A 23,864-nucleotide genomic window follows, 5' to 3' on the forward strand; every position below is an offset into this window, starting at 1 on the left:
CCCCTCTGTGCGCTATTTCTGCAAGTTTTCCTTAACTAGAGCATCCACAATTTCTTCGAGCTTCATACCCCGCGACGCCTTGACGAGCACCACATCTTTGGCATGAACGCGCTTGATGAGATGAGGAATCAGCTCAGCTTTATCCGTAAAAGAAAATACGCTCAGGTCCGGACGAATCTTCCGGGCCGCTTCAGCGGTCTCCTCCGACAACAGTCCGTACGTGTACAGCACATCTACCCGGTCCGCCGCGGCGTACTGCCCGATCTCGGCATGGAACTCCTTCTCCTGCGGCCCAAGCTCCAGCATGTCCCCCAGCACGGCCACTTTGTGATGATAACCTTTGAGACTATGAAGCGCGTCGATCGCGGCCTTCATGGAGGTCGGGCTGGCGTTGTAGGCGTCGTTCAGAATGGTCAGCCCGCTCGGCGCCACGATTTGCTCGATCCGCATCCCGGTCAGATGCAGTCCGGTCAGCCCCGTGCGGATGTTCTCCCCAGTAATGCCGAAATGGCGGGCCACCGCGAGAGCTGCAAGGCAGTTAATGACGTTATGCTGGCCAAGCAGCGGCAGATCCAGCCCCTCCTCCGGATGCAGCAGTGACGTAAAAATAATCCCCTTGCTGTGGAACATCATCCCTGTGGGGTAATCGTCGTTGCTCTGATCCAACCCGAACGTAAAGGTCCGGAGTCCTTCGGGTTTCACCGTTTCAGCTTCGCCGAGCACCGTAGGAATCAGCGGCTCGTCGCCATGGTAAATCAGCAGGCCGCCGGGCTTCATGCCGCTAATAATTTCCACCTTGGCCCGGGCGATTTCATGTCTTGAACCGAGCTGAAGCAGATGCGCTTCCCCGATATTTGTAATGACCGCCACATCAGGACGGGCGATTTGGGAGAGACGCTCGATCTCATGCCGGCCGCTCATTCCCATCTCCAATACGGCGATTTCCGTATCCGCTGGCATCTCTAAAATGGTTAAGGGCAGTCCAATATGATTATTGAAATTGCCCCCGGTTTTATGAACTTTATAGGTCGTAGACAGAAGGGTATACACCATATCCTTCGTCGTCGTTTTGCCGTTGCTGCCCGTAATGCCGACTACCCGGCAGCCTACTTCCGCCAAATAGGCCTCAGCCAGGGTCTGCAGCGCCGCAAGCGTGTCATCGACAAGAATGACAGCTCCCGCCGGCGCCTCGCCCCGGTCGCGCTGCCACAGCGTCGCGCCCGCTCCGTCCTTCAGTACGGATTCGGCATAAGCGTGTCCGTCAAAACGTTCCCCGACGAGTGGGACGAACAGGCTTCCTTGCTTTATTTGTCGGGAGTCCGTAAACACGCCTTGAATCGGCAGCTCCCGGTGTTGTTCCTGCGAGAGTGTTCCTCCGCACATGGCGGCCATTTGGCCTAAAGTCGTCGTAATCACTTATCCAATCCCCTTATCGCTTCCTTGGCAACTTCACGGTCGTCGAAGTCATAATTCGTCGTACCAATGGTTTGATAGGTCTCATGACCTTTCCCCGCAATCAATACTACATCCTGAGGGCTTGCCATTTCAATAGCCTTTTGTATAGCCGTCCGCCGGTCCACGATCATCTCGTAGCGCTCCTGCGGAACGCTGTCATCCTTCAGACCCTGCTCGATGTCCTTCAGAATCAGCTCCGGATCTTCCGTTCTCGGGTTGTCGGATGTGACAAAAATGAAGTCGCTGTACTTGGCCGCGATTTTGCCCATGATCGGACGTTTGGTCCGGTCCCGGTCTCCGCCGCAGCCAAACACGGTGATGACCCGGCCTTCGGCGAATTCGTTAACCGTCTTCAGCACGTTCTCCAGACCGTCAGGCGTGTGCGCGTAGTCGACGATAACGGCAAAAGGCTGTCCGGCATCCACCGACTCGACCCGTCCGTCCACGCCCGGTACCGATTCCAGGCTGCGCTTGATATTTTCCAGTTCAATGCCTTCCAGCAAGCCGGCGGTAATGGCGGCCAGCGCATTGTAGACGTTGAACTTACCGACCATTCTCAGCTGGATATCGGCGCTGCCCCGGAAGGTGTCCACATGGAAGGAAGTTCCCTGCGCCGTCACCTTGACGCCGGTTGCCCGGACGTCCGCGCTGTTCTCAACACCGTATGTAATGACTTCGGCTGCCGTAATTTTGGCGAAGTAGGAGGATGCTTCATCATCCGCATTCAGCACGGCAAACTTGCGCTGCTCCGGCTGATGGGCGAATTTGTTGCCCAGGCGGGCGAAAAACAAGCCTTTGGCCGCGCGGTATTCCTCCATCGTTTTATGATAATCGAGGTGATCCTGCGTCAGGTTGGTGAAAATGGCGGTGCGGAAGTCGGTGCCCTTCACCCGTCCCTGCTCAAGCGCATGGGAGGATACTTCCATCACGCAGCACTCTACGCCGTTCGCCGTCATGTCATCCAGGGAACGCTGAAGCTCCAGCGCTTCCGGCGTCGTGCCCGACATCGGGAAGGTCCGTCCGCCATAGCGCATCTGAATCGTGCCGATCAGGCCAGTGTTGACCCCTTGGTCGCTCATCATTTTTTCGATGAGGTAGGTTGTGGTCGTTTTGCCGTTGGTTCCCGTCACGCCAATCATCTTCATGTGGGAGCTCGGCGACCCGAAAAACGCATCGGCCAGAACGGCCATGGCAAACCGGCAGTCCTTGACCACGATCTGCGGGAGGTCGATGTCAAGCTTCCGCTCGACAACGAGCGCCACCGCCCCTTGTTCCGCAGCCTGGCCGGCATAGTCATGACCGTCGACCGTGTGGCCCGGGAGGCAGATAAACAGGTCTCCCGGCGCCACTTTACGCGAATCCACCTGGATGTTCGTAATCGTAATGTCGCCGTCTCCGATTATTTGTGCCGTCGTTAATGCTGATGCCAGTTCATTTAGTTTCATCTCTTGATCCCTCGCTCTAGTTCTATTAGTCTCGAATATCGCCGCAATCAATTATGGGTTGAGGCATCATTCTGCTGTGTGCCGGTACCATCCTGAGGAGCTTCCGGATCATCCTCCGCTTCGTCCGCATCGCTCTGATCCTTCACGTCCGCGTCCGTTCCCATATAAATCCGGATCGTCGAGCCCCGCTCCACTCGGCTGCCCGGTTTGGGCGCCTGGCTGATGACTGTGTTCCCGGTACCGGACTTAGCCAGCGTAAAATTCATGTTCAGATCCTCATATAAATCTTCAACCGTCGCCCCCACCAGGTCAGGAACGGTGTCGATCGGCGTATCTCCGTATTTATAAGTTTTCGGCAGCTGATCCTTGCGCTCCGGCACCTTCAGCACATGCAGCGAATCCTCGAGAATGTGCTGGACGATCGGCGCCGCCACGACGCCGCCGAATTGAATGCCGGCCGGATTATCCACCGCGGTGTAAACAACGATTTGCGGGTCGTCCGCCGGTGCAAAGCCGATGAATGAAACGATATGCTCCGTAGAGGAGTAGCGGCCGTTGACGACGATCTGGGCGGTACCCGTCTTGCCGCCGACACGGTATCCGTCGATGAAAGCGGGTCTGCCCGTCCCTTTGGCTACTACGCTCTCCAGCGCTTCGCGCACCTGCTTGGACGTATCCTCCGATATAACTTGTCTGACCAGCGTCGGCTTCGTTTCGCTCACCGTTTCGCCGGTCTCCGGATTAATCCAGGCTTTGGCAACGTAAGGCTTAAACAGCTTGCCCCCGTTGACGGCGGCCGACACGGCGGCCACCTGCTGGATCGGCGTCACGGACACCCCTTGTCCGAAAGCCGTCGTGGCCAGTTCGACCGGGCCCACCTGAGACGGCTTGAACAGGATGCCGTTCTCTTCTCCATTCAGATCGATGCCCGTTTTGGAGCCGAATCCGAAATTGCGGATATAGTTAAACAGCGAATCTTTGCCCAACCGCTGGCCCAGAACGACAAAACCCGGGTTACAGGAGTTTTCCACGACCTGCAGGAACGTTTCGCTGCCGTGGCCGCCCCGCTTCCAGCATCTCAAGGTAGCTCCTCCGACCTTGATATATCCCGGATCGAAAAACTGCTCATTCTTGAGGTCCACCTTCTTCTCCTGAAGGGCGGCCGCCAGCGTAATGATCTTGAAGGTCGAACCAGGCTCGTACGTCATCCAGATCGGCAGGTTCCGGTTATACACTTCGGATGGATATTCCTGATAATTCGCCGGCTCAAATCCCGGACGGCTGGCCATTCCCAGAATCTCTCCGGTTTTCGGGTTCATGGCGATCGACCAGGCTCCGCGGGCCTGGTACTGAACCATCGCCTGGTCCAGCTCCCTCTCCATAATCGACTGAATCGATTTGTCGATCGTCAGCTGGAGGTTAAGGCCGTCTCTGGGCTCCTCGTATTTCTCGGAAGATCCCGGCATGAGCCTGCCCCCCGCATCGGACAAATAGGAGACGCTGCCGTTAATCCCCTGCAGCTTGGTGTCATATCTCTGCTCGATCCCGGTCAAGCCCTGGTTGTCGATGCCCGTAAAGCCCAGAATGTGCCCGGCAAGGTCGCCGTAGGGGTAAAACCGCTTATTGTCCTCAGCAACGACGATACCCGGCAGCTCTAAATCACGAATTTTCTGAGCAAGCTCCATCGTAATTTTGCGTCCACCGGGTTGCAGTCGTTCAATCCTTGATTTCTTCGTAATAGACTTCATAATCTTGTCTTCGCTCATACCCAGCAGAGGAGCCAGCGTCTTCGCCGTCTTCTCGGGCTCCTTGATCTGAACAGGGATCGCCATGATCGTCGGCGTGCTTATATTATAAGCCAAGGGCGTCCCATTGCGGTCCTGAATCTCGCCCCGCTTGGCCGTTGACGGAATTTCCCGGCGCCAGTTCTCCTCGGCCTTGGCGGATAATTCGCTGCTCTTTCCAAGCTGCACATAGGCTAGCCTCACGATCAGAGCGGCGAACAACAGGCAGAGGATCAGCAAGCTCCACAGCAGCCTCCGCCTCATGGTGACGTTTGAAACCTTCATTTGTTATCCCTCCCCGCTTCCCTACAGCTTCATGACTGTTCATATCATGAATATTCGGGACAACCAGGGGATAGAACAAGCTGTTGCCGCTTATCAGTTATCGCTGGCTTCTTCGCCGGACTTACCGTCGGCCGAATCGCCGGTCGACGTATCCTTCGAACCGGAATCGTCCTTCGTGGAGGATGATGAAGTATCCTGCGATGTCTCTTCATCCTTGACCGGCTTCAGCGTCAGCTGGACGGAACGCTTGCCGTTCTTGTCCGTGACCAGCTGCTCGCTGACGTATCCTTGGCCTTCGACGGTAACCGAGCATTTCAGCAAGGTCAAAATATCCAGCGCATCACGCAGCGATTCGCCTTTTAGATCCGGAACGGTCATCTTGTCGGTCTCCTCCGTGAGCAGATAGATGCGCTGCCCCGGGCTCATCGGCGTTCCCGCTGCCGGGAACTGCCGGATGACCGAGGTGCCTTTGCCGATCGTTTCGAAGTCGATGCCTGCGTTCAGCAGCTTCTGCTTCGCGTCCTTCACGGCCAGCTTCGTGAGCGTCGGAGCCGGTGAGCGTTCTGCCGTCGTTTTGCCGTCGGACGTTTTTTTGGTGTTCGCCTTCGGCACGCCCATATACGGCAGGGCCTGGGACACGATTTTCTTAAAGATCGGCGCCGCCACCGTGCCCCCGCCGACATCAGGGTCATTCGGCTGGTCCACTATGACAATAAGGGCGATCTTCGGATCGTTCACCGGCGCAAAACCGACAAAGGAGACGACGGACTTTGAGTAATCCGGTTTGCCGTCGGAGCCGTATTTGACCGCGGTTCCGGTTTTACCGGCCACCCGGTATCCGTCGATGTAGGCGTTGCGCCCGGTACCTTTTACCTGGTCCGCGACGACCTGTTCCAGGTAGCTGCTCGTTTCTTTAGCGGCTTCCGGGGAAATGACCTGCCGTACGACGTCGGTCTTGGTGGATTTGATAACCTTACCGGTATCCGGATCCGTGATTTCTTTAATGATATGAGGTGTTAGCAGCTTTCCGCTGTTCGCCACCGCGCTGATCGCCGCCAGCTGCTGGATCGGCGTCACGGATACGCCGTGTCCGTAGGACGCGGTCGCCACCTCGACCGGACCCGGAAGATTGATCGTGGTGGAGACTTCGCCTGGCAGTTCAATGCCCGTCTTCTGACCGAAGCCAAAATCCTTGATATATTTCAGCAGGCGGTCTTTCCCGAGCATTTCCGATCCCAGCTTAACGAAAGCGACGTTACTGGAGCGCTTCACGCCCTCAAGGAACGTGATTGGTCCCCAACCATAACGATTGATATCATGAAGGTACGTATGAGTCCCTTTGACCTGGATTTGTCCGGACTGGTAGATCGCATTTGGATTAAAAAGCTTTTCCTGCACCGCACCTGCCAGCGTTACGATTTTGAACGTGGAACCCGGCTCGTACGTAGCTTTGACGGCATAGTTGAAAAAGTCTTTCTGGTCCTTCGTGTTCCAGTACGTATTCGGGTTGAATGTCGGCAGGTTGGCCATCCCGAGTATATCCATCGTCTTCGGATCGGCAGCAATGACCGTCATGCTGATCGGTTGGTACTTTTCGTACGTCTCTTTCATCGCGTCTTCGATATAATACTGGATCGTGTCGTCGATCGTCAGCTTTAAATTTTTACCATTGACAGCCGGCTTGTACACCATATTCGCTTCGGGAAGCTGGTCTCCTTGCCGGTCGCTTTCGTATTTCATGAGTCCTGAGGTGCCTTTGAGGTAATCATCTAGACTTGCCTCAAGTCCGGCGACAGCCTCACCATCCCGGTTCGTGTAACCCAAAATATGAGCCGCAAGGGTCCCCTTCGGATAATAGCGTTTCTGCTCCTTGATCATATCCAGCCCGGTTTCAAGCACCTTTTTTTCTTTTTTAAGCTGTGCCTTCAACTCTTTGTTGAGATCTACGATCTGGGCCTTCTTCGTTTCGTCAATTTTCCACCCTTCGTTCCGGACCTCCCGGTTGGTAAGGTATTCCCCGTCCTTGTCTTTGGCATTTACAAGTTCTTTAAGCTCGCTTTCATCCTTGCCCAAAATATTGTGCAGCCCTTCGATGATTTCGTTCTCCAGCCCGTTCTCGTGGATAACGGCCGGATTGACGATAACGGTATAGGCCGGGACGTCGGATGCCAGAATATCGCCGTTGCGGTCCGTAATCGTGCCGCGGGATGCCGGAATCGGTACCTTCTTCGTCCACTGGGCTACGGCACGGTCGTGCCAATCATCCCCATTGACCACCTGTAGTGCAAATACCCGAATCAACAGAACAACAAAAAGGAGGGTGATGAATCCTCCTAGGAGCAGTGTGCGAAGTTTTATTCTTTTTACCATGCTCAACCCTCACAAGCTCTATTTTTTTGCCGTTTCCGACCCTGTTCCGGCGTTATCCGTACTTGTCGTATTGGAACGCGGAACGGTAAGCGCCTCCTTGCCCGGTTCTTGGTAACCAAGCTGGATCGCCTTCTCACGGATTCCGACCTCAAGGCGCTGCTTCTCCGCCTTAAGCTCTTTAATGGTCACGTTCATGTTCTTAATGTTCTTGTCGACCTTCTGCCCCTGCTTGTTCAGGTCGTAAATGTTGGCGTTCTGCCAGATGATCAGGCTCGCCACCATGACGCATATTCCAACCGTCAGCAAATAGAGCAGCTTTTCCTTGATCGGCAGATATGTACGGTGAGTAACGACTTTCGTCTTCTCCCGGTACCCGGGAGACGTTCGTTCAGCGACCTTCTCCTTAACTGCCAGGTTACCACGCGTATAGGCCATGTCTGATTCCCCTTTGTCTTAGTCTCTACGCCCTGAACATGAGTCCTTGCCTTCAAAAATATGAATCGTGTGTCAGATGCGTTAGGTTATATTTTCTCAGCAACTCTCAGCTTGGCTGAACGCGCTCGCGGGTTCTGTGCAAGTTCTTCTTCACCCGGCACGATCGGCTTGCGGTTGACCAGTTTCATTTCACCCTTCCCGCCGCACACGCACATCGGAAAGTCCGGCGGGCAGGTGCATTTGCCTACGTAGCTGTTCAAAATTTGCTTGCATATCCGGTCCTCCAGCGAATGGAACGTAATCACCGATACCCTTCCGCCGGGAGCAAGACAGCGCACTGCTTGATGCAGCGCTTCTTCAAAAGCGCCAAGCTCGTCGTTCACCGCGATCCGAAGGGCCTGGAAGCTTCGTTTGGCCGGATGGCCGCCTGTTCTCCGCGCTGCCGCCGGAATGCCTTCTTTAATAATATCGACCAACTCGCCCGTTGTTTGAATGGCTTTCTGCGCTCTGCGCTCGCTGATCACTCTGGCAATCCGTCTTGAGAACTTTTCTTCCCCGTATTGGAACAAAATCCGGGCAATTTCCTGCTCAGGCCATTCGTTTACAATTTCGGCGGCCGTCAAGGACGCCGACTGATCCATCCGCATATCAAGCGGCGCATCGTAATTGTAGCTGAATCCGCGGTCCCCTTCGTCAAACTGGGGAGATGACACGCCCAGATCGAACAAAATGCCGTCCACCTGCGGGATGCCGTCCTTGCTCGGAACAGCCAGCTCCCGGAGGGTTTCCTCCAGATGCCGGAAATTCGTCTTGACCAGGGATACGCGGTCTGCGTAAGGGGCCAGCCTTTTCTTTGCGTTATCGAGCGCCCAGTCATCCTGGTCCAACGCGATCAGCCTGCCGTATTCCCCCAGCTTGGACGCGATCAGGGAACTGTGCCCCGCACCACCAAGCGTGCAATCGACATATATGCCGTCTCTCTTCACGCGCAGCCCTTCTGTCGCTTCTTCTTTAAGCACCGTGATGTGATGAAACAAGCTGCAGCCCTCCAAACTCTCTACAAATCAAAATTCAAATCAACCAGCTTCTCAGCAATATCGTTAAACGTCTCTTCGGATTGCTGGAAGTATTCCTCCCAAGTATCCTTGCTCCAAATCTCCACCCGGTTCGATACGCCGAGTACGACGCATTCTTTCTCCAGCTTTGCGTATTGGCGAAGATTCCCCGGTAAATTTACCCTTCCCTGTTTATCCCACTCGCATTCCGTTGCACCCGAGAAAAAAAACCGGGTAAACGCACGCGCGTCGGATTTCATCAGGGATAGTGACTTCAGCTTCTGTTCCAAAATTTGCCATTCATTCATAGGATATACAAATAGGCATTGGTCCAAGCCCCGGGTGACCACAAAGGAGGAGCCAAGCAGCTCGCGGAATTTGGCAGGGATGGTGACGCGGCCTTTATCGTCTAAGCTGTGTTGATATTCCCCCATAAACACCGTTCACTCACCCCTTTAACCCCAAATCCCCACTTTGCACCACTTTCCACCACTTAAGGATACTAGATTCGCCGGATAAAATCAAAATCCTGCCTTATCCACATGTTTTTTTGTGGATAATTCCAGTCCCGCCCTGCGCGGTAAAACAGCAAAAACCCCCTGATTCGCGAAGAATCAAGGGGGTTTTCCACATGTGGATAACCACAATTTACCGATTATTCGTGGGTGGACCAGCTGTCCAAATACCGGATCTGCTCCTGGCTCAGCCGGTCGATCTGAATCCCCAGGCTTGCCAATTTATGGCGTGCGACCTGCTCGTCGATTTCGAGCGGCACGTTCAGCACCTGAGCACCCAGGTTTTGATAGTTGTCATTCACGTATTTCAGAGACATCGCCTGGAGGGCGAATGTCATATCCATAATTTCCGCCGGATGCCCGTCTCCCGCCCCAAGATTGACAAGCCGGCCTTCGGCCAGAAGGTAGATTTTGCGGCCGTCCGTCAGCTTGTATTCTTCGATGTTACGACGCACGGTGCGTACCGACTCGGCTCGTGCCGCCAGTTCCGGTTTGTTGACTTCGACATCGAAGTGGCCGGCGTTCGACAGGATCGCCCCGTCCTTCATCACGTCGTAATGCTCACCGGTGATGACGTCCCGGTTGCCCGTCACGGTCACGAAGAAGTCGCCGTGCTTTGCTGCTTCCAGCATCGGCATTACTTCAAAGCCGTCCATATGAGCTTCCACCGCACGGATTGCATTGACTTCCGTCACGATGACTTTGGCGCCGAGTCCCTTCGCCCGCATCGCTACGCCTTTGCCGCACCATCCGTAGCCTACAACGACAACGGTTTTGCCAGCTACGACGAGGTTTGTCGTACGGTTAATCGCATCGAACACCGATTGTCCCGTACCGTAGCGGTTATCGAATAAATACTTGCAGTAAGCGTCATTAACGGCCACCATCGGGAACTTCAGCAGCCCGTCTTTTTCCAAAGCCTTCAAGCGAATAATACCGGTCGTCGTCTCTTCCGCTCCCCCGCGGATCGTCTCCAGCAGGTCCGGCCGCTCCGAGTGAAGGATCGTCACCAGGTCTCCACCGTCATCGATAATGAGGTCGGGTTTGGTCTCCAGCGCCCGGATCAGAAATTCCTTGTACTCCACCGGATCCGGATTGTATTTGGCCAGCACGGTCACACCGTCTTCCGCAAGCGCCGCACAGACATCATCCTGTGTGGACAACGGGTTGCTGCCTGTGATCGTTACTTCCGCACCGCCGGCCTTTACCACTTTAGCCAGGTATGCCGTCTTGGCCTCCAAATGCAGCGAAATGGTGACCTTCAGCCCCTTAAACGGCTGCTCCGCTTCAAACTGCTTGCGGATTTCGTTTAACACCGGCATATGGGCCTCCACCCAATCGATTTTCAAATGGCCTTCCGGTGCCAGCGCCATATCCTTGACGACGCTGTTCTGCAGTGAAGATGAACTCATCTCATTGCCTCCCTATCCTCTTTTTGATTAACACTCGATAATGCGGTGCTCCGCCGTAAAATGATCCGAGGTGCGGATCAAATCATGAATCCACGCGAGGCCGTAGCGGTTTAAATAGTAGAAAATATTAAACACCCGTTCCTGCGGTTTGCCCAGCGGAAACAGGGAAACGCCGATCCGGTCCCACTGCCGCAGCTCGGCTTCATGCTTCTTCTCCACCGCTTCGCGTGTTTTGCGTTCCAGATAAGATATTTGCTCCAAAATTTTGCCCTTGTTTTTCTCGCTGAGCGGGATCAAACCGGTCTGAATTGTGCCCAGCTCGCGGATCAGCGGTTCGTACAGCTGTTCAAAAGCCCGGCGCGTCTCAGCGAATTTCGGTTCGATATGGAATTCCTCCTGGCTCGAAAGCCACTGCTGGCGGGCTTCTGCAAACCGGTGCTGAACATCCTGGAAGGTCACGCCGAACTTATCCATGTATTTCTGCAGGGCGCCTTCGATCAAGGTAAAGGACATCCGTGGCAGCAGGATCGGCATCCGGAGCCCAAGGATTTCGAAAGCCTGCTTCGTAATGGCCCAATAGGAAATTTCCCCTTGCCCAAGCACGGTACAAAGTACCGGGAACAGCGATTCCTGCATCATCGGGCGCGTCAGCACATTGTTGCTGAACCGCTCGGGATGAGTCCGAAGCTGCTCCAGCAGCTCACTCTGGCTTAAGCTGACGATCCCTTTTCGATCAGTGAACTTGCCATCCTGTTTATACAGCAGCAGACGGTTTCCTTCATATATATAGAACAAATTGGCCCCGCCGGCCGCAACTTCCGCCTGAAGCGAGTAGCCTTTGCCGGTAATACACGTAGCCGCCTGCTGATAAGCCTGTTCCAGCCCGTCGTTGCGCTCGATCATTTTTTCAAACACCGGAACTTCCAGCTTGCGCAGTTCAGGATCCGCCGAATCGAGCAAAATCAAGCCGTACTCGCCAAACAACCGGCCCAGCAGCTTGGCGAAAGCGTCGCTGAGATTATCCGACTGCTCCGACGCCTCATGGATCCATCTCAAAATCTCCGGCTTGTTTTCACTGTCCGGAAGCCACCTGCCCAGCTGGTCGAAGGACTGCTTCCATTCGTTTGGACCGATCGGAATCGCACTCACCGACGAGCGGGGTCCCGGCTTCGCTTCCATCTTGATTTTGGCGACCTTCAGCTCCGGTGTCATGACGTACGTATGGTTCACTTCATCGAAGTCATGATCCTCACCCGCGATCCAGAAGACGGGCACCACCGGCCGGTTGAATTTCTTGGCCGCTTCTTGCGCCGACTGGATAATGGTCATGGCTTTATAGATCACCAGCAGCGAACCGGTAAACAGTCCGCTCTGCTGTCCCCCCACCACGGCCAGCGTTCCTTCCTTCGCCAGCAAATCCAGTGCATTATGTACCGCCTGATGGTTATTGTGCTGGCTGTTATACCGCCGTAAAACTTCTGCCAATTCGCCCCGGTTAACCCGTACGGACTCCGATTGGTCAAGCCATTCCACACGTTTCAGCCAGCTTGCTTCATCGCGAAAATCTTCACCGTATAAAGGCTGTACTTCGCTAAAACGGTTTATATAATCATCTGCAAGAGCCGAACCGCTCTTGAGTGAGTCGGAAACCACATTCATGGGTATGCCTCCTATTCTGTGCCCAATCACTTCCGTGCTTACTTTATACTACCGCAATCTTTCTTGATTGTAACCAATGTTGTTGTATCCGTCAAAGCAAACAAAAAACCGCCGGGATCACCCGGCGGTAAAGCTGTCATAGCTTAGGCATATGGAGCAGCGACCCAATGGCCTTTGGAAACTTCCACAAGTCTCGTGTCTTCCTGATCCGCTGCATCTCCGCCTTTGGCGGAGTGAATCGGACCCGACTTTTCGTCGTTCATCAAGATCCGCTTCTTGTTCTCCTCCACTTCGGGATCCGGGATCGGAATCGCCGAGAGGAGCGTTTTTGTATACGGGTGAATCGGATTGGCGTACAGTTCTTCACTGTCGGCCAGCTCTACCATTTTGCCCAGGTACATCACCGCTACGCGGTCACTAATATGCTTGACCATCGACAGGTCATGGGCAATGAACAGATAGGTCAGCCCAAGCCGGTCCTGCAAATCCTTCAGCAGGTTGACGACCTGTGCCTGAATGGACACGTCCAGCGCCGAGATCGGCTCGTCGCAAATAATGAACTTCGGATTGACGGCAAGCGCACGGGCAATCCCGATCCGCTGCCGCTGACCACCGGAGAACTCATGTGGATAACGGGTGGCATGGTCCGGATTCAGACCGACCATATCCAGCAATTCCTCCACGCGCTTCTTCCGCTCTTTGCGGCTGCCGGCCAGATTGTGGATATCCAGCGCTTCACCGATAATGTCCGATACGGTAAACCGCGGGTTCAAGGAAGCGTATGGATCCTGGAAAATCATCTGCATATCGCGGCGCATCGCTTTCATCTTGGAAGGCGACAGCTTGTAAATATCCGTGCCGTTAAACTTGACGCTGCCAGCAGTCGGCTCGTACAGGCGGAGAATCGTACGGCCCGCGGTCGACTTGCCGCAGCCCGATTCGCCCACCATGCCGAGCGTTTCGCCTTCGCGGATGAAAAAGTTAATGTTGTCCACGGCTTTGACGATCTTGCCGCCGCCGACGTTAAAGTATTTCTTGAGGCCTTCGACTTCGATCAAATGGTTCTCTTTCATGACGATTGAACCTCCTTGGCCATCGGATGAAGATTCCAGCAGCGCGCCATTTGGGTGTCGCTGAATACCGTCGCTCCCGGATTGATCCGTTCGCATACTTTCATCGCTTCATCGCAGCGAGCGCAGAACGCGCAGCCGACCGGCGGTTTGATCAGGTCCGGCGGCGTACCGATAATCGGAATCAGCGGCTCGCCCTTCTTCTGGTCAAGACGCGGCATCGAACGCAGCAGGCCTTTTGTGTACGGGTGCTGCGGGTTTTTGAAAATCTCCCACTTCGTCCCCGTCTCTACCACTTCACCAGCGTACATGACGATAACGCGGTCACACATGCCGGCAACGACGCCGAGGTCATGCGTAATCAGGATAATAGAAGTTCCGAGCTTCTGCTGCATTTCCTTCATAACGTCCATGATTTGCGCCTGGATCGTCACGTCCAGCGCTGTCGTCGGTTCGTCGGCGATCAGGAGCGCCGGGCGGCACGCCAAGGCGATTGCAATCATGACGCGCTGACGCATCCCACCGGAGAATTCGTGCGGGTACTGGTTGAAGCGTTCTTCCGGGTTCTTGATACCGACAAGTCTCAGCATTTCCAGACCGCGCTCTTTCGCTTCCGCGGAAGACAGCTTTTGGTGCTTGATCAGAACCTCGGTAATTTGCTTGCCGACCTTAATCGTCGGATTCAGGGAAGTCATCGGATCCTGGAAAATCATGCCGATGTCTTTCCCGCGGATCGCTTCCATTTCTTTATTGGTTTTCTTCAGAATATCTTCACCCTGGAAAATAATCTGACCACTCTTGATGTCAGAAGGAGGAGACGGGATCAAGCGCATGATCGTCTGCGCGGTCACACTCTTACCACTTCCGGACTCACCGACGATCGCCACCGTTTCTCCTCTGCCTATTTCAAAATTCATGCCGCGGACGGCTTTGACTTCGCCGCCTTTGACGTGAAAGGATACATGCAGGTCTTTTACTTGTAAAATCGGCTCCATGATCTCACCTCCTGTTATTTCAATTTCGGATCGAGCGCATCGCGGAGGCCATCACCGAAAATGTTAAATGCGAGCATTGTCAAACTGATCAGAATGGCCGGGAACAGCATCCGCCAAGGATAGTACATCCAGCCGGTCAATGCGTCGTTGACCATCGAACCGAGCGAAGCGATCGGTGCCCGGACACCCAGACCGAGGAAGCTAAGGAAGGCTTCCGAGAAAATCGCGTTCGGTACCGACAGCGTCAAGGTGACGATGATCGGACCAACCGCATTCGGCAGCAGGTGGCGGAACAACAGCCGGCCGGAGCCTGCTCCCATGGAACGGGAAGCCAGAACGTATTCCCTGTTCTTCAGCTGCATGATTTCACCGCGGACGATCCACGACATGTTAATCCAGCCGGTAATCGTCAGCGCCAGAATAATCGTTCCGATACTCGGCTCAAAGACGACGAGCAGCAGAATCGTAACCAGCATATAAGGAATGGAATACAAAATTTCGGAAAACTTGTTCATGATGGCGTCGACTCGTCCACCAAAATACCCCATGATGCCGCCGTAAATGACACCGATCAAGAGGTCAATGAGTGCCGCAGCCAGGCCGACGACCAAGGAAATACGGGCGCCCATCCACGTCCGGACGAACATATCGCGGCCCAAGTCGTCGGTGCCGAACCAGTGCTCCTTTGAAGGAGGCTGATTCGTGGCCAGCAAATCGTTGGTCGCCGAATCGAATTTCGAAATGATCGGCCCGATAATCGCAGCCAAAATGATCAAGATGAGAACGACCAAGCTTGCCATGGCGAGTTTATTTTTACGAAGACGCTGCCACGCGTCTCTCCACGCCGAAATACTTTCCCGCTGAATAATTTCAGCCTCTTTCTCATCGGTACCGATTTTCCGGAAGTCTTCGGGCGTCAGCTCTACGTTGTTATTCATCAAGGTTGGATCCTGTACAGCCATCGTTAGCCCTCCTTCCCGCCGGTTAATTTAATGCGCGGATCAACCAGCACGTATACGATATCGGTGATGAAACGGGCCAGCATCAGCAGTACGCCGTAGAAAATCGTCACACCCATAATCATCGTGTAATCCCGGTTGGTAATACATTCGACGAACACTTTACCGATCCCGCCGATGCCGAAGATCTGCTCGATAACGACGGAACCCGTAATGACGTTGGCGGTCATCGGGCCGATATAAGTGACCACCGGCAAAATGCCGTTACGGATCACGTGCTTGAACATAATCGTCATCCAGTTGAGGCCTTTGGCCTTGGCTGTCTTGATGTAATCCGCATGCAGCACTTCGAGCATGCTCGAGCGCGTCAAGCGGGCGATAAAGGCAATCGGCTGCGCCGACAACGCGGCGACCGGCAGAACGTAGTCAAGCGGGCCGTCAAAGCCCATGACGTTGAACCAGCCCAGCTTCTGCGCAAACAGATACTGGATCAGCGATGCCAGTACGAAGCTCGGAACGGCGATGCCCAGCACCGCCAGCACCATGGCGATATTATCTATAAGCTTTCGGTGGTACAGCGCGGCGAGCATGCCGAGGAGCACACCGACAATTACGGAAATAACGATGGCGAAGATACCCAGTTTCAGGGATGCAGAGAAGGTCTGCAGAATAATGCCCCCTACCTCCTGGTTCTGATGCTTCATGGAAATCCCCAGGTCACCCGTTGCAATATCCCCCAAGTATTTGAAGTATTGCTGATATACCGGCTTGTCCAATCCATACTGCTCCATCAGCCGGGCTTGGATTTCAGGCGGTACATTTTTCTCGGACATAAAAGGGTTACCAGGAATGGCCTTCATCAGAAAAAATGTAGCCGATATCAAAATAAAGAGCGATACCAGCATATAGAAAAACTTGCTCAGTACGTAACGTACCATGTCCGATTTACCCTCCCCGCTAAACTTCATATAACATGGCACCAACCATCGCAGGCCATATTTTAATTTTAAAGAATGCCGAATCTATTTGTCCATGCTATATATTTCAAATTGAAGAAATCCTTGGTAAAGATATATACTAAGCAAAAAAAACGGGATATATATGGAAGCTCCACATATATATCCCGAACAGTATTTATCAAGCTAAGCTGCTTTTGTTAGACCATTCGAAATTTATTCGAAATAAGCTCTTGTAAAGTCTACTTGACCGGCATAGTCAATGACAACGCCTTTAAGATTCGGTTTGATCAACGCAACGTTTGTATAGTAGTAAATCGGCAGCACGACCTGCTGATCTTTAATGATCATCGTTTCAGCCTTTTTAAAGTCTTCCATACGTTTTGCTGTGTCAGGTGTAGAGAATGCGTCTTTGATCAAAGCATCATACTCTTTGTTTTTGAAGCCGGAATCGTTGTTGCCGCTGGTCGAAGTCCACAGATCGAAGAAAGTCATCGGATCGTTGTAGTCCGGGCTCCAGCCGGCACGTGCGATTTGGTAGTTCAGGTTTTGACGGTTCTTGAGGAACACGCCCCACTCTTGGTTTTCGGTTTTCACTTCAACGCCAAGATTTTTCTTCCACATATCTGCAATGGCAAGCGCAATTTTCTTATGCTTGTCATCGGAGTTGTAGATCAAAGTGATCGGAGGAAGCGTCGTGTATCCTTCTTCCTGCATGCCTTCAGCAAGCAGTTTCTTGGCTTCTTCCATATTTTCGGTGAAGAAATCATCCTTGAACTCGGTGCGGTATTCGCCCTTGTCACCGGAAATGCCTGGCGGCACGAATCCGAACGCAGGGGTTTCTTCACTCATCGTTACTTTATCGACGATATCCTGACGGCTGATGGCCATCGAGAACGCTTTACGGATTTTTACGTTGTCAAACGGTTTCGCTGTTGTGTTGAACACGTAGTAGTAAATGCTGCCGATCGGTTTCAAATCGAGCTCGTCCTTCAGCTCGTTCTTCACTGCAGGCATTTGGTCCGTAGGAATCGTTCCGTTCGGGTTACCTGCATAGTCAAGCTGGCCAGCTTTGTAGCTGGACAGTTCCGTTGCGCTGCTGTTGGACAGCGACATCGTAACCTTGGTCAGCTTGATGTTCTGGTTATCCCAGTAGTTTGCGTTTTTGGTCACTTCGATCTTCTGACCGGTTGTCCAAGTTGTGAGCGTGAACGGCCCGTTCGTTACCATCAGCTTCGGATCGGTTGCCCATTTGGCGTTGTCTTTCACCGATTGATGCACCGGATAGAACGTGTAGAACGAAGTCAGACCCAGGAAATAAGGAGTCGGATTGTTCAGTGTGACTTCCAGTGTGTTGTCATCTGTCGCTTTTACGCCAACTTGGTTAAAGTCGGTAATTTTCTTGCTGTTGTAGTCTTCTGCGCCTTTAATGTAATAAAGTTGATATGCATAAGGCGGTGCTGGGCTTGTAGCCGGATTCAAAACCCGCTCCCAAGCGAAGACGAAGTCTTTTGCCGTTACAGGGTCGCCGTTGCTCCACTTCGCGTCTTTACGCAGATGGAATACGTACTTCAGACCGTCGGAGGAAACATCCCACTTCTCGGCCACACCCGGAATCGGGTTGTTATCCTTGTCAATACGCACAAGGCCTTCGTACATCATTTTCAGTACGGTGTTAGCTTGAGTGTCCTGGGCTTGCGCCGGGTCAAACGTTGGCGGCTCAGCGCTCAGGTTAATGTGAAGTACTTGTTCTTTAGCAGCCGACGAACTTCCTTTGTCGCCGCCGCTAGCCGTGCTGCCGCCATTGTCATTCTTGGAACCGCACCCAGCAAGTACAGTGCCAACAACGAGGATCAGCGTCAGAACCATGAGCAGGCTTTTCCTTTTCATTAACTGTTCCCCCTAAAGGTAAATTAATTATGTGTATGGTTAGAAATTATACAACCAGTGGTCAAAAAAATCTACATAGAAAAACATGAAAATTTTACTTTCTTGTGACAAACGGCCAAAATCAAGGATTTCCCCTGTCTTTTTGTTGATTAAAATTGTAAAATATTAGGCCCCAGTCTGTATTATGTACTTAAAAATACCGATTAATGTAAAGATGATGTAGCTTGCACTCATGAGCATAAAGGACATTCTCCATACGACTTTGGCGATTTTCCTGGCATCAATCCTGCCTTTGAGCCGGTTCTGCGCCCCGCCGATCAACCCCACCGCGATGAGCATGAACAAGAGGATCAAATAAAAGCCGAACCTGGTATGGAACGTATTGTTGAACAGCGCCGCAACGGAAAAGATCAAAAACAATGTAGTGACGTCCATGGCCAGCAGCAGCGCGCGATTTCTGCTGTTTTTCCGCCAGTAATATCCTCCTAAATACACGAGCAAAAACGGGAAAAACGGAAGGATGCTCAAAAAAATAAATGAATTTCTCAAGAAATCCAAGATTCCTCACTCCTCCTCTGCGATTATTCCTTCGATGAGCCGGGTCACAAGCTCGTTGACAGGAGCCTGAACTCCCGCCTTCAGCGCCATGTCCGCGATGCTTCCATTAATCCAGCCGATTTCCGTCGGCGAACCTGCAAGCACATCCTTCAGCATGGACGAGGTGTTCCCGGAAGTCGCTCTGCACACATTCAATATTTGATTCCACATATCTTCTTCATACCGAATTCCGCATGCGTCGTAAACGGCTAGCGTCTCTTCATACAATTCCCGCATCAGCTTCATCCTCGCCGGACTTTTTAACAGCTCTCCGTTCGGAATCCTCCAGAGTGCGGTCAGCGGATTGATCACCGCATTGATCAGCAATTTACGAAACATCATGTTATCGATGTCATTCGACAATACCGGGTAAAATCCTGCTTGTTTTAGGGCCTGAACAAGATTTAACCACCGGCCGCCAATCTTCCTGGAGACATGCCCTATACCGCTCTCGCCGATGACCGTATCCCCTGATCCCGCATGAAATACTTCTGTATACGATGTTCTCTTTGCGCCTTCAGTCGTCACCGCAGCCAGCATAGTCCATCCGGGCAATATCGCCTTCAGCCTGTCCATATGCCCGTAGCCGTTTTGAAAACAAACGACGACCGGCCGGCTGGATCCTTGCGGAAGCCTGACTTGTGATAAATAGCGGCATACCGCCTCCGTATCCTTTTGTTTGGTCATCACAAGCACATAATCTCCCGGCTTCGTCTCCCAAGCTTGTCCGAGCTGTTCGACGGTACCGGATTGAAAGTGCGCGGGTTCCACCTTTAATCCGCTCTCACCATCTTTGGCAATATGGATGCCGGAATGGCGGAGCTCCTCCGCTTGCCCGGCGCTGCGGCTCCAGATCCGCACCAGGCTGCCGGACCCGGCCAATTTTCCCCCAAACAGCAGTCCGAGCGATCCCGCGCCCACAATATCGATCAGCATTAGCCTGCCCTCCGTGTCCAATGGTTACTTTCCGTGTCCCTATTATAGCGCATCCGGGATCACATAAGGCTTACACGCACGAAAAAACCCGTTCGGTCTGCGCAAACTTCACGCATCCGCACGGGATCTGTATTGCATCGTTGTATGACCTTTACTCAATCCGCTCCAGATTGCCGTTGGCATCCATCTTGAACCGCGACTTCAGCTCCTCGTCCTCTTCGTTCAAAAAGGCGAGCCTCCGTGCGCGGTCCATAATTTGAATAAGCGCTTTGTAGTCGTCATTAACGACCCTGTAATCGGTTTGGACTTCACTGACTTCCCTGGAGAGCCGCTCGTTGACCCTTCTCAAATTGTTCAGCTCTTCTTCCTTTTCACGGAGCTCCTTCTCCAGCATTTTCAGCTGGCGTCCGTTTTCCTGGAGACTCCCTTTCCACTGCTTCAAAAAGCGGATGACCGCATCGATGGAGAGTGTTTCTTCACTGGCTCCCTCCATTTTGTAATAACCCGCCTCAGCTTCGGACAGACCTAAACCGGCCACCTGAATCCCCGAATTTGCCGGCTGCTTCTTATAGTAGCTCCGTTTCTGGCGCTGCGTCTTGGCCAGGCTGATTGCTTCCTCATACTTTTTACGGACACAGCTGTTCCATCGGAATCCGCAGGCTGCCGCCGTCCTTCCGATTTTTTCGCCTACTTCCTCAAAAGCGGCCAGCTGAGTGCTTCCTTCCCGGATATGCCTTAAGGTTACTTCCGCCAAAATAAGGTCATCCTCGCTGCTCCATGCATCTTGTCTAACTGCTGTCATGCAACAAAACCCTCCTAACAACATCCTAAAATAACCCGTCTCCATAACCGGATTGTTCACCGGGTACTGAATAAGGTATAACAGCTGCTTATTTTCATTTCTATGCTTCTCATAGAGTTCATAGAATCTATTTGATACTAAATTGTATTGCCAATTTGCAAAGCGCTCATACCCTCATATTGGAAATTTGCCGATGCATGGCGATGTATACTTTGTCTTCATGGGACCACAATAATAAAAACAACTTTTTCGTTTACACAATTTTGGGTTAACGATATAATGATACGTAGCTTAGCTATGACCGTACATAAGGAGAGGGGGATATAACGTGGCACGCATGTTTCGAGTACTCGGGTTCTTTACGCTCGCAATCGGGCTTATGGCATATGCCGGCAACATGGTCGAGATGGCTCTGTTGTTCTTCGTACAGACCGCATTTTTCGTCATCTTGGGGTATCTGAAATTTACGGAGAGAACTTACATTCTTCTCTTCTGGGGCTATATGATCGTGACGTTTACCGGTTTCAGCTATTGGACAGTATTCAAAATGGGCTTACCGCTTTAATCCGATCATTAGAGAACCCAAAGGAAAGCGATCCGACATCCAATGCCGGGTCGCTTTTTTCGCTTATGCCGACTTTTATCGGGGCCACCTGCATAAATCTGTATCTGAATACTGGGGTTATTTGGCTTGCCAAATCTGACAGGCTCCAAGAGAGATGATATTTTTTTCCGTTGAATCATATATTTACAATGGACAACCATGGGGGAGGGATCAAATCCATTGAAGCCTTACAACCGACGCCTGCGAATCCTCTGCCTGCTTCTCCCGATGCTCTGCCTGTCGCTGCTCCGCCCCGTACCTGAGCTTCGGGCCGCCCCGTCCGCAGGCGCCAGCACAGACGACCGAGAAATATTACAGAACAGCCTGTCTGTTGTGGAAATCGACCGGGAGATTGAGCGGATCACCGCGCAGCAGGAGACCATCCAGCAGGAGCTGAACAAGCTGTCCGGGCAGCTGGAAGACAAGCTGCTTCAGATCCAGGATCAGCAGAGCCGCGCAGGAGCCGTCATTCGCTCTTATTACATGGGGGAAAGGGAAGGCCTGCTCGTTGCCGTGCTGTCCGCCAAAGATTTGGGCAGCCTCATTCATATGTATGATGTCTACGATATGATCATGGAGCATGACCGCTCGGTTCTTGAAGCGTATCAATCGGAGTACAAGGAGATTAAAAACACGAAGCTGGCCATGGAGAAAAAGACGGCCGATCTGGAAGAAATGAAGTCCAATCTCATTGAGCAGCGGGCACGGGTATCGGCCCTGCAGCAAAAGGTCGATCAGGGAATCGCCTCCAGCAGCGATCCGGAAGCGCTCAAGAAAATGATTGAGGAATTTACGCTTTATTGGGAAAATGTCGGGCTTAACGAGGTAAAAACCTATTTTGACGCGCTCGCCTCAGCCATGAACGACCTCCCGGAGTTTATCCAGAATCAGGACGGTGCGATCCGCACCAACGGAACGACCTATAATATCGACATCAAGGAGGACGATCTGAACGCTTTCCTCCGCTCCAAAAACGATCTGTTCAAGCAGTTTGCCTTCCACTTTGGTGAAGATGAGATTACAGCCTCCGGCCAAAGCGGCACGCTGTCCCTTGAAGTTCAGGGCCACTACAGCGTCGAGGAGCAGCCTCAGAACTCCATCATGTTCCATGTGGATAAGCTCGTATTTAACGGCTATGAACTGCCCGATACGACACGCCGCCAAATGGAGGAAGAGTTCGATTTGGGATTTTATCCGCAGCAAATCGTCTCCTTCGTGAAGGCAACCGAGGTGAAAAGTACGGATAAAAACCTCCATGTCACGCTTAAGCTGTCCATGTAACACAAAAAAGCCGGAGACGAACTGCCCGCGAGTATCGGATCAGCTTCCTCCGGCTTCCCCTCTTACAGCCTCAACGTAATCTGTGGCCGCAGATTTGCCTGTAATATAATCGCCTGATGCTTTGACAAACACATCCCATTTCGCCTGCAGCCTGCCTGTGTCCTTATCGGTACCCGCCGTCTGGAGCAGGGAGTTGAGATGGAACGGCAGCCCGGCCGGATTGAATACCGAATCGTCGTACAGGCTCTTCAGCGCCGGAAGTTTACCCGTAGCCTGGTACCATTCCTGCTGAACGACTGCCGAGCTCATATACGCAATCCATTCGGCTGCTTCTTTGGCATGCTGCGATCCCGCCGATACGGCGTAGCTTCGGCTGCGCAGGAGCGACGGATAGATGGCGTACAGCTGCTCGGGCATCCGCAGTTCCGTATTTGCCGTCTGAGACTTCGCCGCTTCCGAGACGGCGGAAATGGTTAGCGGAAGCTGGGCCCCGTCAGCGCCTTGCTCGGCCTGATCGATTTGCATGAATGCGCGAGCCTTGTCGATCCATTCCAGGGATGCCTGGCTCGGGCTTAGCGGATCGGTGCCCAGTGCTCCCATCAAAGCTGCAGCATCATAGCCGTCCCCGGACGAAATCTCCAGCAGCTGCTGATGTCCTCGGTTCTTCGCTTTGCTCAGCATCTCTTTCCAACTGCTGATACCGCCTGGAATATCCGTCACTCCAAGCGAATTCAGCGCTTTCACATTCCATGCCAGTACATAAGGATCCATGTCGGCAGGCGTTCCCCACTGGTAGCCGTTCCATTCCACCTCTTGGAGCAGCGGGTTGATGGTATCACTATCCGCACGATTGCTTGTATAGAATTCGACTGGCAGCAGGTAGCCTCGGGAGGCCATCGGGCGAACCCACGAGCTGTTGATGAGCATGACATCGGGGCCTTCCCCTACGGCCAAAGCGGACGTCAGCTGAAGGTATGCATCGGCATCCGGGATGTTGTTCAATTCTACCGTGGCTCCAGTGTCGGTGACATATGTATGATTCAGCTCCTCGAGCTGCTTAAAATCCTCATCGCTAAGGTGCACGGTGACCCGGATGGGGGATTGGGACGTTCGCTCTTGTGTGGAAGGCTGCGGAAACAGAGACGCGTCATCTTCCTCTTCATGACCCGATGGGGTCTGCGACAAATCCTGCCCCTGGGATAAAGCGGTTAAAGAGAGCAGCAAAATGGCAAACAGAAGCCAGTAATTTTTCCGCCTCAAGTCTCTAGGCCTCCCCTCACAATACTTATACAATATTTTAGCAAATTCATAGGGCGCTTGTCCTATTTTTTTCTGGAAATGTTTAACGGACTGGTAAGA

General features: G+C 52.9%; 20 protein-coding genes. 2 read left to right on the forward strand and 18 right to left on the reverse strand.

All coding sequences use genetic code 11. The features are described 5' to 3' along the window. Positions 1-12: 12 nt before the first annotated feature. The 17 genes from GCU45_RS06620 to GCU45_RS06700 form a co-directional block, all read right to left on the reverse strand. Positions 13-1,413, reverse strand: coding sequence for a UDP-N-acetylmuramoyl-tripeptide--D-alanyl-D-alanine ligase (locus tag GCU45_RS06620; protein ID WP_152402856.1), 1,401 nt, complete (start codon positions 1,411-1,413; stop codon positions 13-15). Beyond that, positions 1,413-2,900, reverse strand: coding sequence for a UDP-N-acetylmuramoyl-L-alanyl-D-glutamate--2,6-diaminopimelate ligase (locus GCU45_RS06625; RefSeq protein WP_089548189.1), 1,488 nt, complete (start codon positions 2,898-2,900; stop codon positions 1,413-1,415). The genes GCU45_RS06620 and GCU45_RS06625 overlap by 1 nt, the downstream gene beginning before the upstream one ends. Before the next feature lie 47 nt (positions 2,901-2,947). After that, positions 2,948-4,969: a stage V sporulation protein D gene (locus GCU45_RS06630; RefSeq protein WP_152398420.1), complete on the reverse strand. Its 2,022-nt coding sequence runs from the start codon at positions 4,967-4,969 to the stop codon at positions 2,948-2,950. Positions 4,970-5,062: 93 nt separating this feature from the next. After that, positions 5,063-7,339 carry a penicillin-binding transpeptidase domain-containing protein gene (locus tag GCU45_RS06635; protein ID WP_152398421.1) on the reverse strand — a complete coding sequence of 759 codons (2,277 nt, stop codon included), beginning with the start codon at positions 7,337-7,339 and terminating at the stop codon, positions 5,063-5,065. 18 nt (positions 7,340-7,357) lie between these two features. Then, positions 7,358-7,774, reverse strand: a complete 417-nt coding sequence (locus GCU45_RS06640) for a hypothetical protein (protein ID WP_076169846.1) — start codon at positions 7,772-7,774, stop codon at positions 7,358-7,360. An 86-nt stretch (positions 7,775-7,860) separates the two neighbouring features. Further along, complete coding sequence (gene rsmH, locus GCU45_RS06645; protein ID WP_152398422.1) at positions 7,861-8,811, reverse strand: 16S rRNA (cytosine(1402)-N(4))-methyltransferase RsmH; 951 nt, start codon at positions 8,809-8,811, stop codon at positions 7,861-7,863. 20 nt (positions 8,812-8,831) lie between these two features. Further along, positions 8,832-9,269, reverse strand: a complete 438-nt coding sequence (gene mraZ, locus GCU45_RS06650) for a division/cell wall cluster transcriptional repressor MraZ (RefSeq protein ID WP_076169844.1) — start codon at positions 9,267-9,269, stop codon at positions 8,832-8,834. 215 nt (positions 9,270-9,484) lie between these two features. After that, entirely contained in the window at positions 9,485-10,756 is a 1,272-nt protein-coding gene (locus GCU45_RS06655) for an adenosylhomocysteinase (RefSeq protein ID WP_152398423.1), read from the reverse strand. Positions 10,757-10,783: 27 nt separating this feature from the next. Continuing rightward, entirely contained in the window at positions 10,784-12,415 is a 1,632-nt protein-coding gene (gene bshC, locus GCU45_RS06660; RefSeq protein ID WP_152398424.1) for a bacillithiol biosynthesis cysteine-adding enzyme BshC, read from the reverse strand. 143 nt (positions 12,416-12,558) lie between these two features. Further along, positions 12,559-13,488 carry an ABC transporter ATP-binding protein gene (locus GCU45_RS06665; RefSeq protein ID WP_076169841.1) on the reverse strand — a complete coding sequence of 310 codons (930 nt, stop codon included), beginning with the start codon at positions 13,486-13,488 and terminating at the stop codon, positions 12,559-12,561. After that, on the reverse strand, positions 13,485-14,480 hold the full coding sequence (locus GCU45_RS06670) for an ABC transporter ATP-binding protein (RefSeq protein WP_076169840.1): 996 nt from the start codon (positions 14,478-14,480) through the stop codon (positions 13,485-13,487). The genes GCU45_RS06665 and GCU45_RS06670 overlap by 4 nt, the downstream gene beginning before the upstream one ends. 14 nt (positions 14,481-14,494) lie before the next feature. Continuing rightward, on the reverse strand, positions 14,495-15,442 hold the full coding sequence (locus tag GCU45_RS06675) for an ABC transporter permease (RefSeq protein ID WP_089548194.1): 948 nt from the start codon (positions 15,440-15,442) through the stop codon (positions 14,495-14,497). A gap of 2 nt (positions 15,443-15,444) precedes the next feature. Then, positions 15,445-16,377 carry an ABC transporter permease gene (locus GCU45_RS06680; RefSeq protein ID WP_076169838.1) on the reverse strand — a complete coding sequence of 311 codons (933 nt, stop codon included), beginning with the start codon at positions 16,375-16,377 and terminating at the stop codon, positions 15,445-15,447. Between the two features lie 234 nt (positions 16,378-16,611). Further along, positions 16,612-18,285, reverse strand: coding sequence for a peptide ABC transporter substrate-binding protein (locus GCU45_RS06685; RefSeq protein ID WP_152398425.1), 1,674 nt, complete (start codon positions 18,283-18,285; stop codon positions 16,612-16,614). Between the two features lie 165 nt (positions 18,286-18,450). Beyond that, positions 18,451-18,843 (reverse strand): DUF3397 domain-containing protein, encoded by a 393-nt coding sequence (locus GCU45_RS06690; protein WP_076169836.1) that lies wholly within the window; start codon positions 18,841-18,843, stop codon positions 18,451-18,453. A 6-nt stretch (positions 18,844-18,849) separates the two neighbouring features. Beyond that, positions 18,850-19,818, reverse strand: coding sequence for a ketopantoate reductase family protein (locus GCU45_RS06695; protein ID WP_152398426.1), 969 nt, complete (start codon positions 19,816-19,818; stop codon positions 18,850-18,852). 151 nt (positions 19,819-19,969) lie between these two features. Then, positions 19,970-20,620 carry an RsfA family transcriptional regulator gene (locus GCU45_RS06700; RefSeq protein ID WP_076169834.1) on the reverse strand — a complete coding sequence of 217 codons (651 nt, stop codon included), beginning with the start codon at positions 20,618-20,620 and terminating at the stop codon, positions 19,970-19,972. A gap of 328 nt (positions 20,621-20,948) precedes the next feature. On the opposite strand from GCU45_RS06700, the gene GCU45_RS06705 reads away from it, so the two are divergent. Both GCU45_RS06705 and GCU45_RS06710 read left to right on the forward strand, forming a co-directional pair. Then, complete coding sequence (locus tag GCU45_RS06705; protein ID WP_076169833.1) at positions 20,949-21,185, forward strand: DUF2626 domain-containing protein; 237 nt, start codon at positions 20,949-20,951, stop codon at positions 21,183-21,185. Positions 21,186-21,404: 219 nt separating this feature from the next. After that, on the forward strand, positions 21,405-22,505 hold the full coding sequence (locus GCU45_RS06710) for a coiled-coil domain-containing protein (protein WP_244364459.1): 1,101 nt from the start codon (positions 21,405-21,407) through the stop codon (positions 22,503-22,505). 39 nt (positions 22,506-22,544) lie between these two features. On the opposite strand, the gene GCU45_RS34160 is transcribed toward GCU45_RS06710, so the two are convergent. After that, positions 22,545-23,765: an extracellular solute-binding protein gene (locus tag GCU45_RS34160; protein ID WP_152398428.1), complete on the reverse strand. Its 1,221-nt coding sequence runs from the start codon at positions 23,763-23,765 to the stop codon at positions 22,545-22,547. Positions 23,766-23,864 lie beyond the last annotated feature (99 nt).

This window comes from Paenibacillus cellulositrophicus, from assembly GCF_009363095.1.
Taxonomy (GTDB): domain Bacteria; phylum Bacillota; class Bacilli; order Paenibacillales; family Paenibacillaceae; genus Paenibacillus_AQ; species Paenibacillus_AQ favisporus.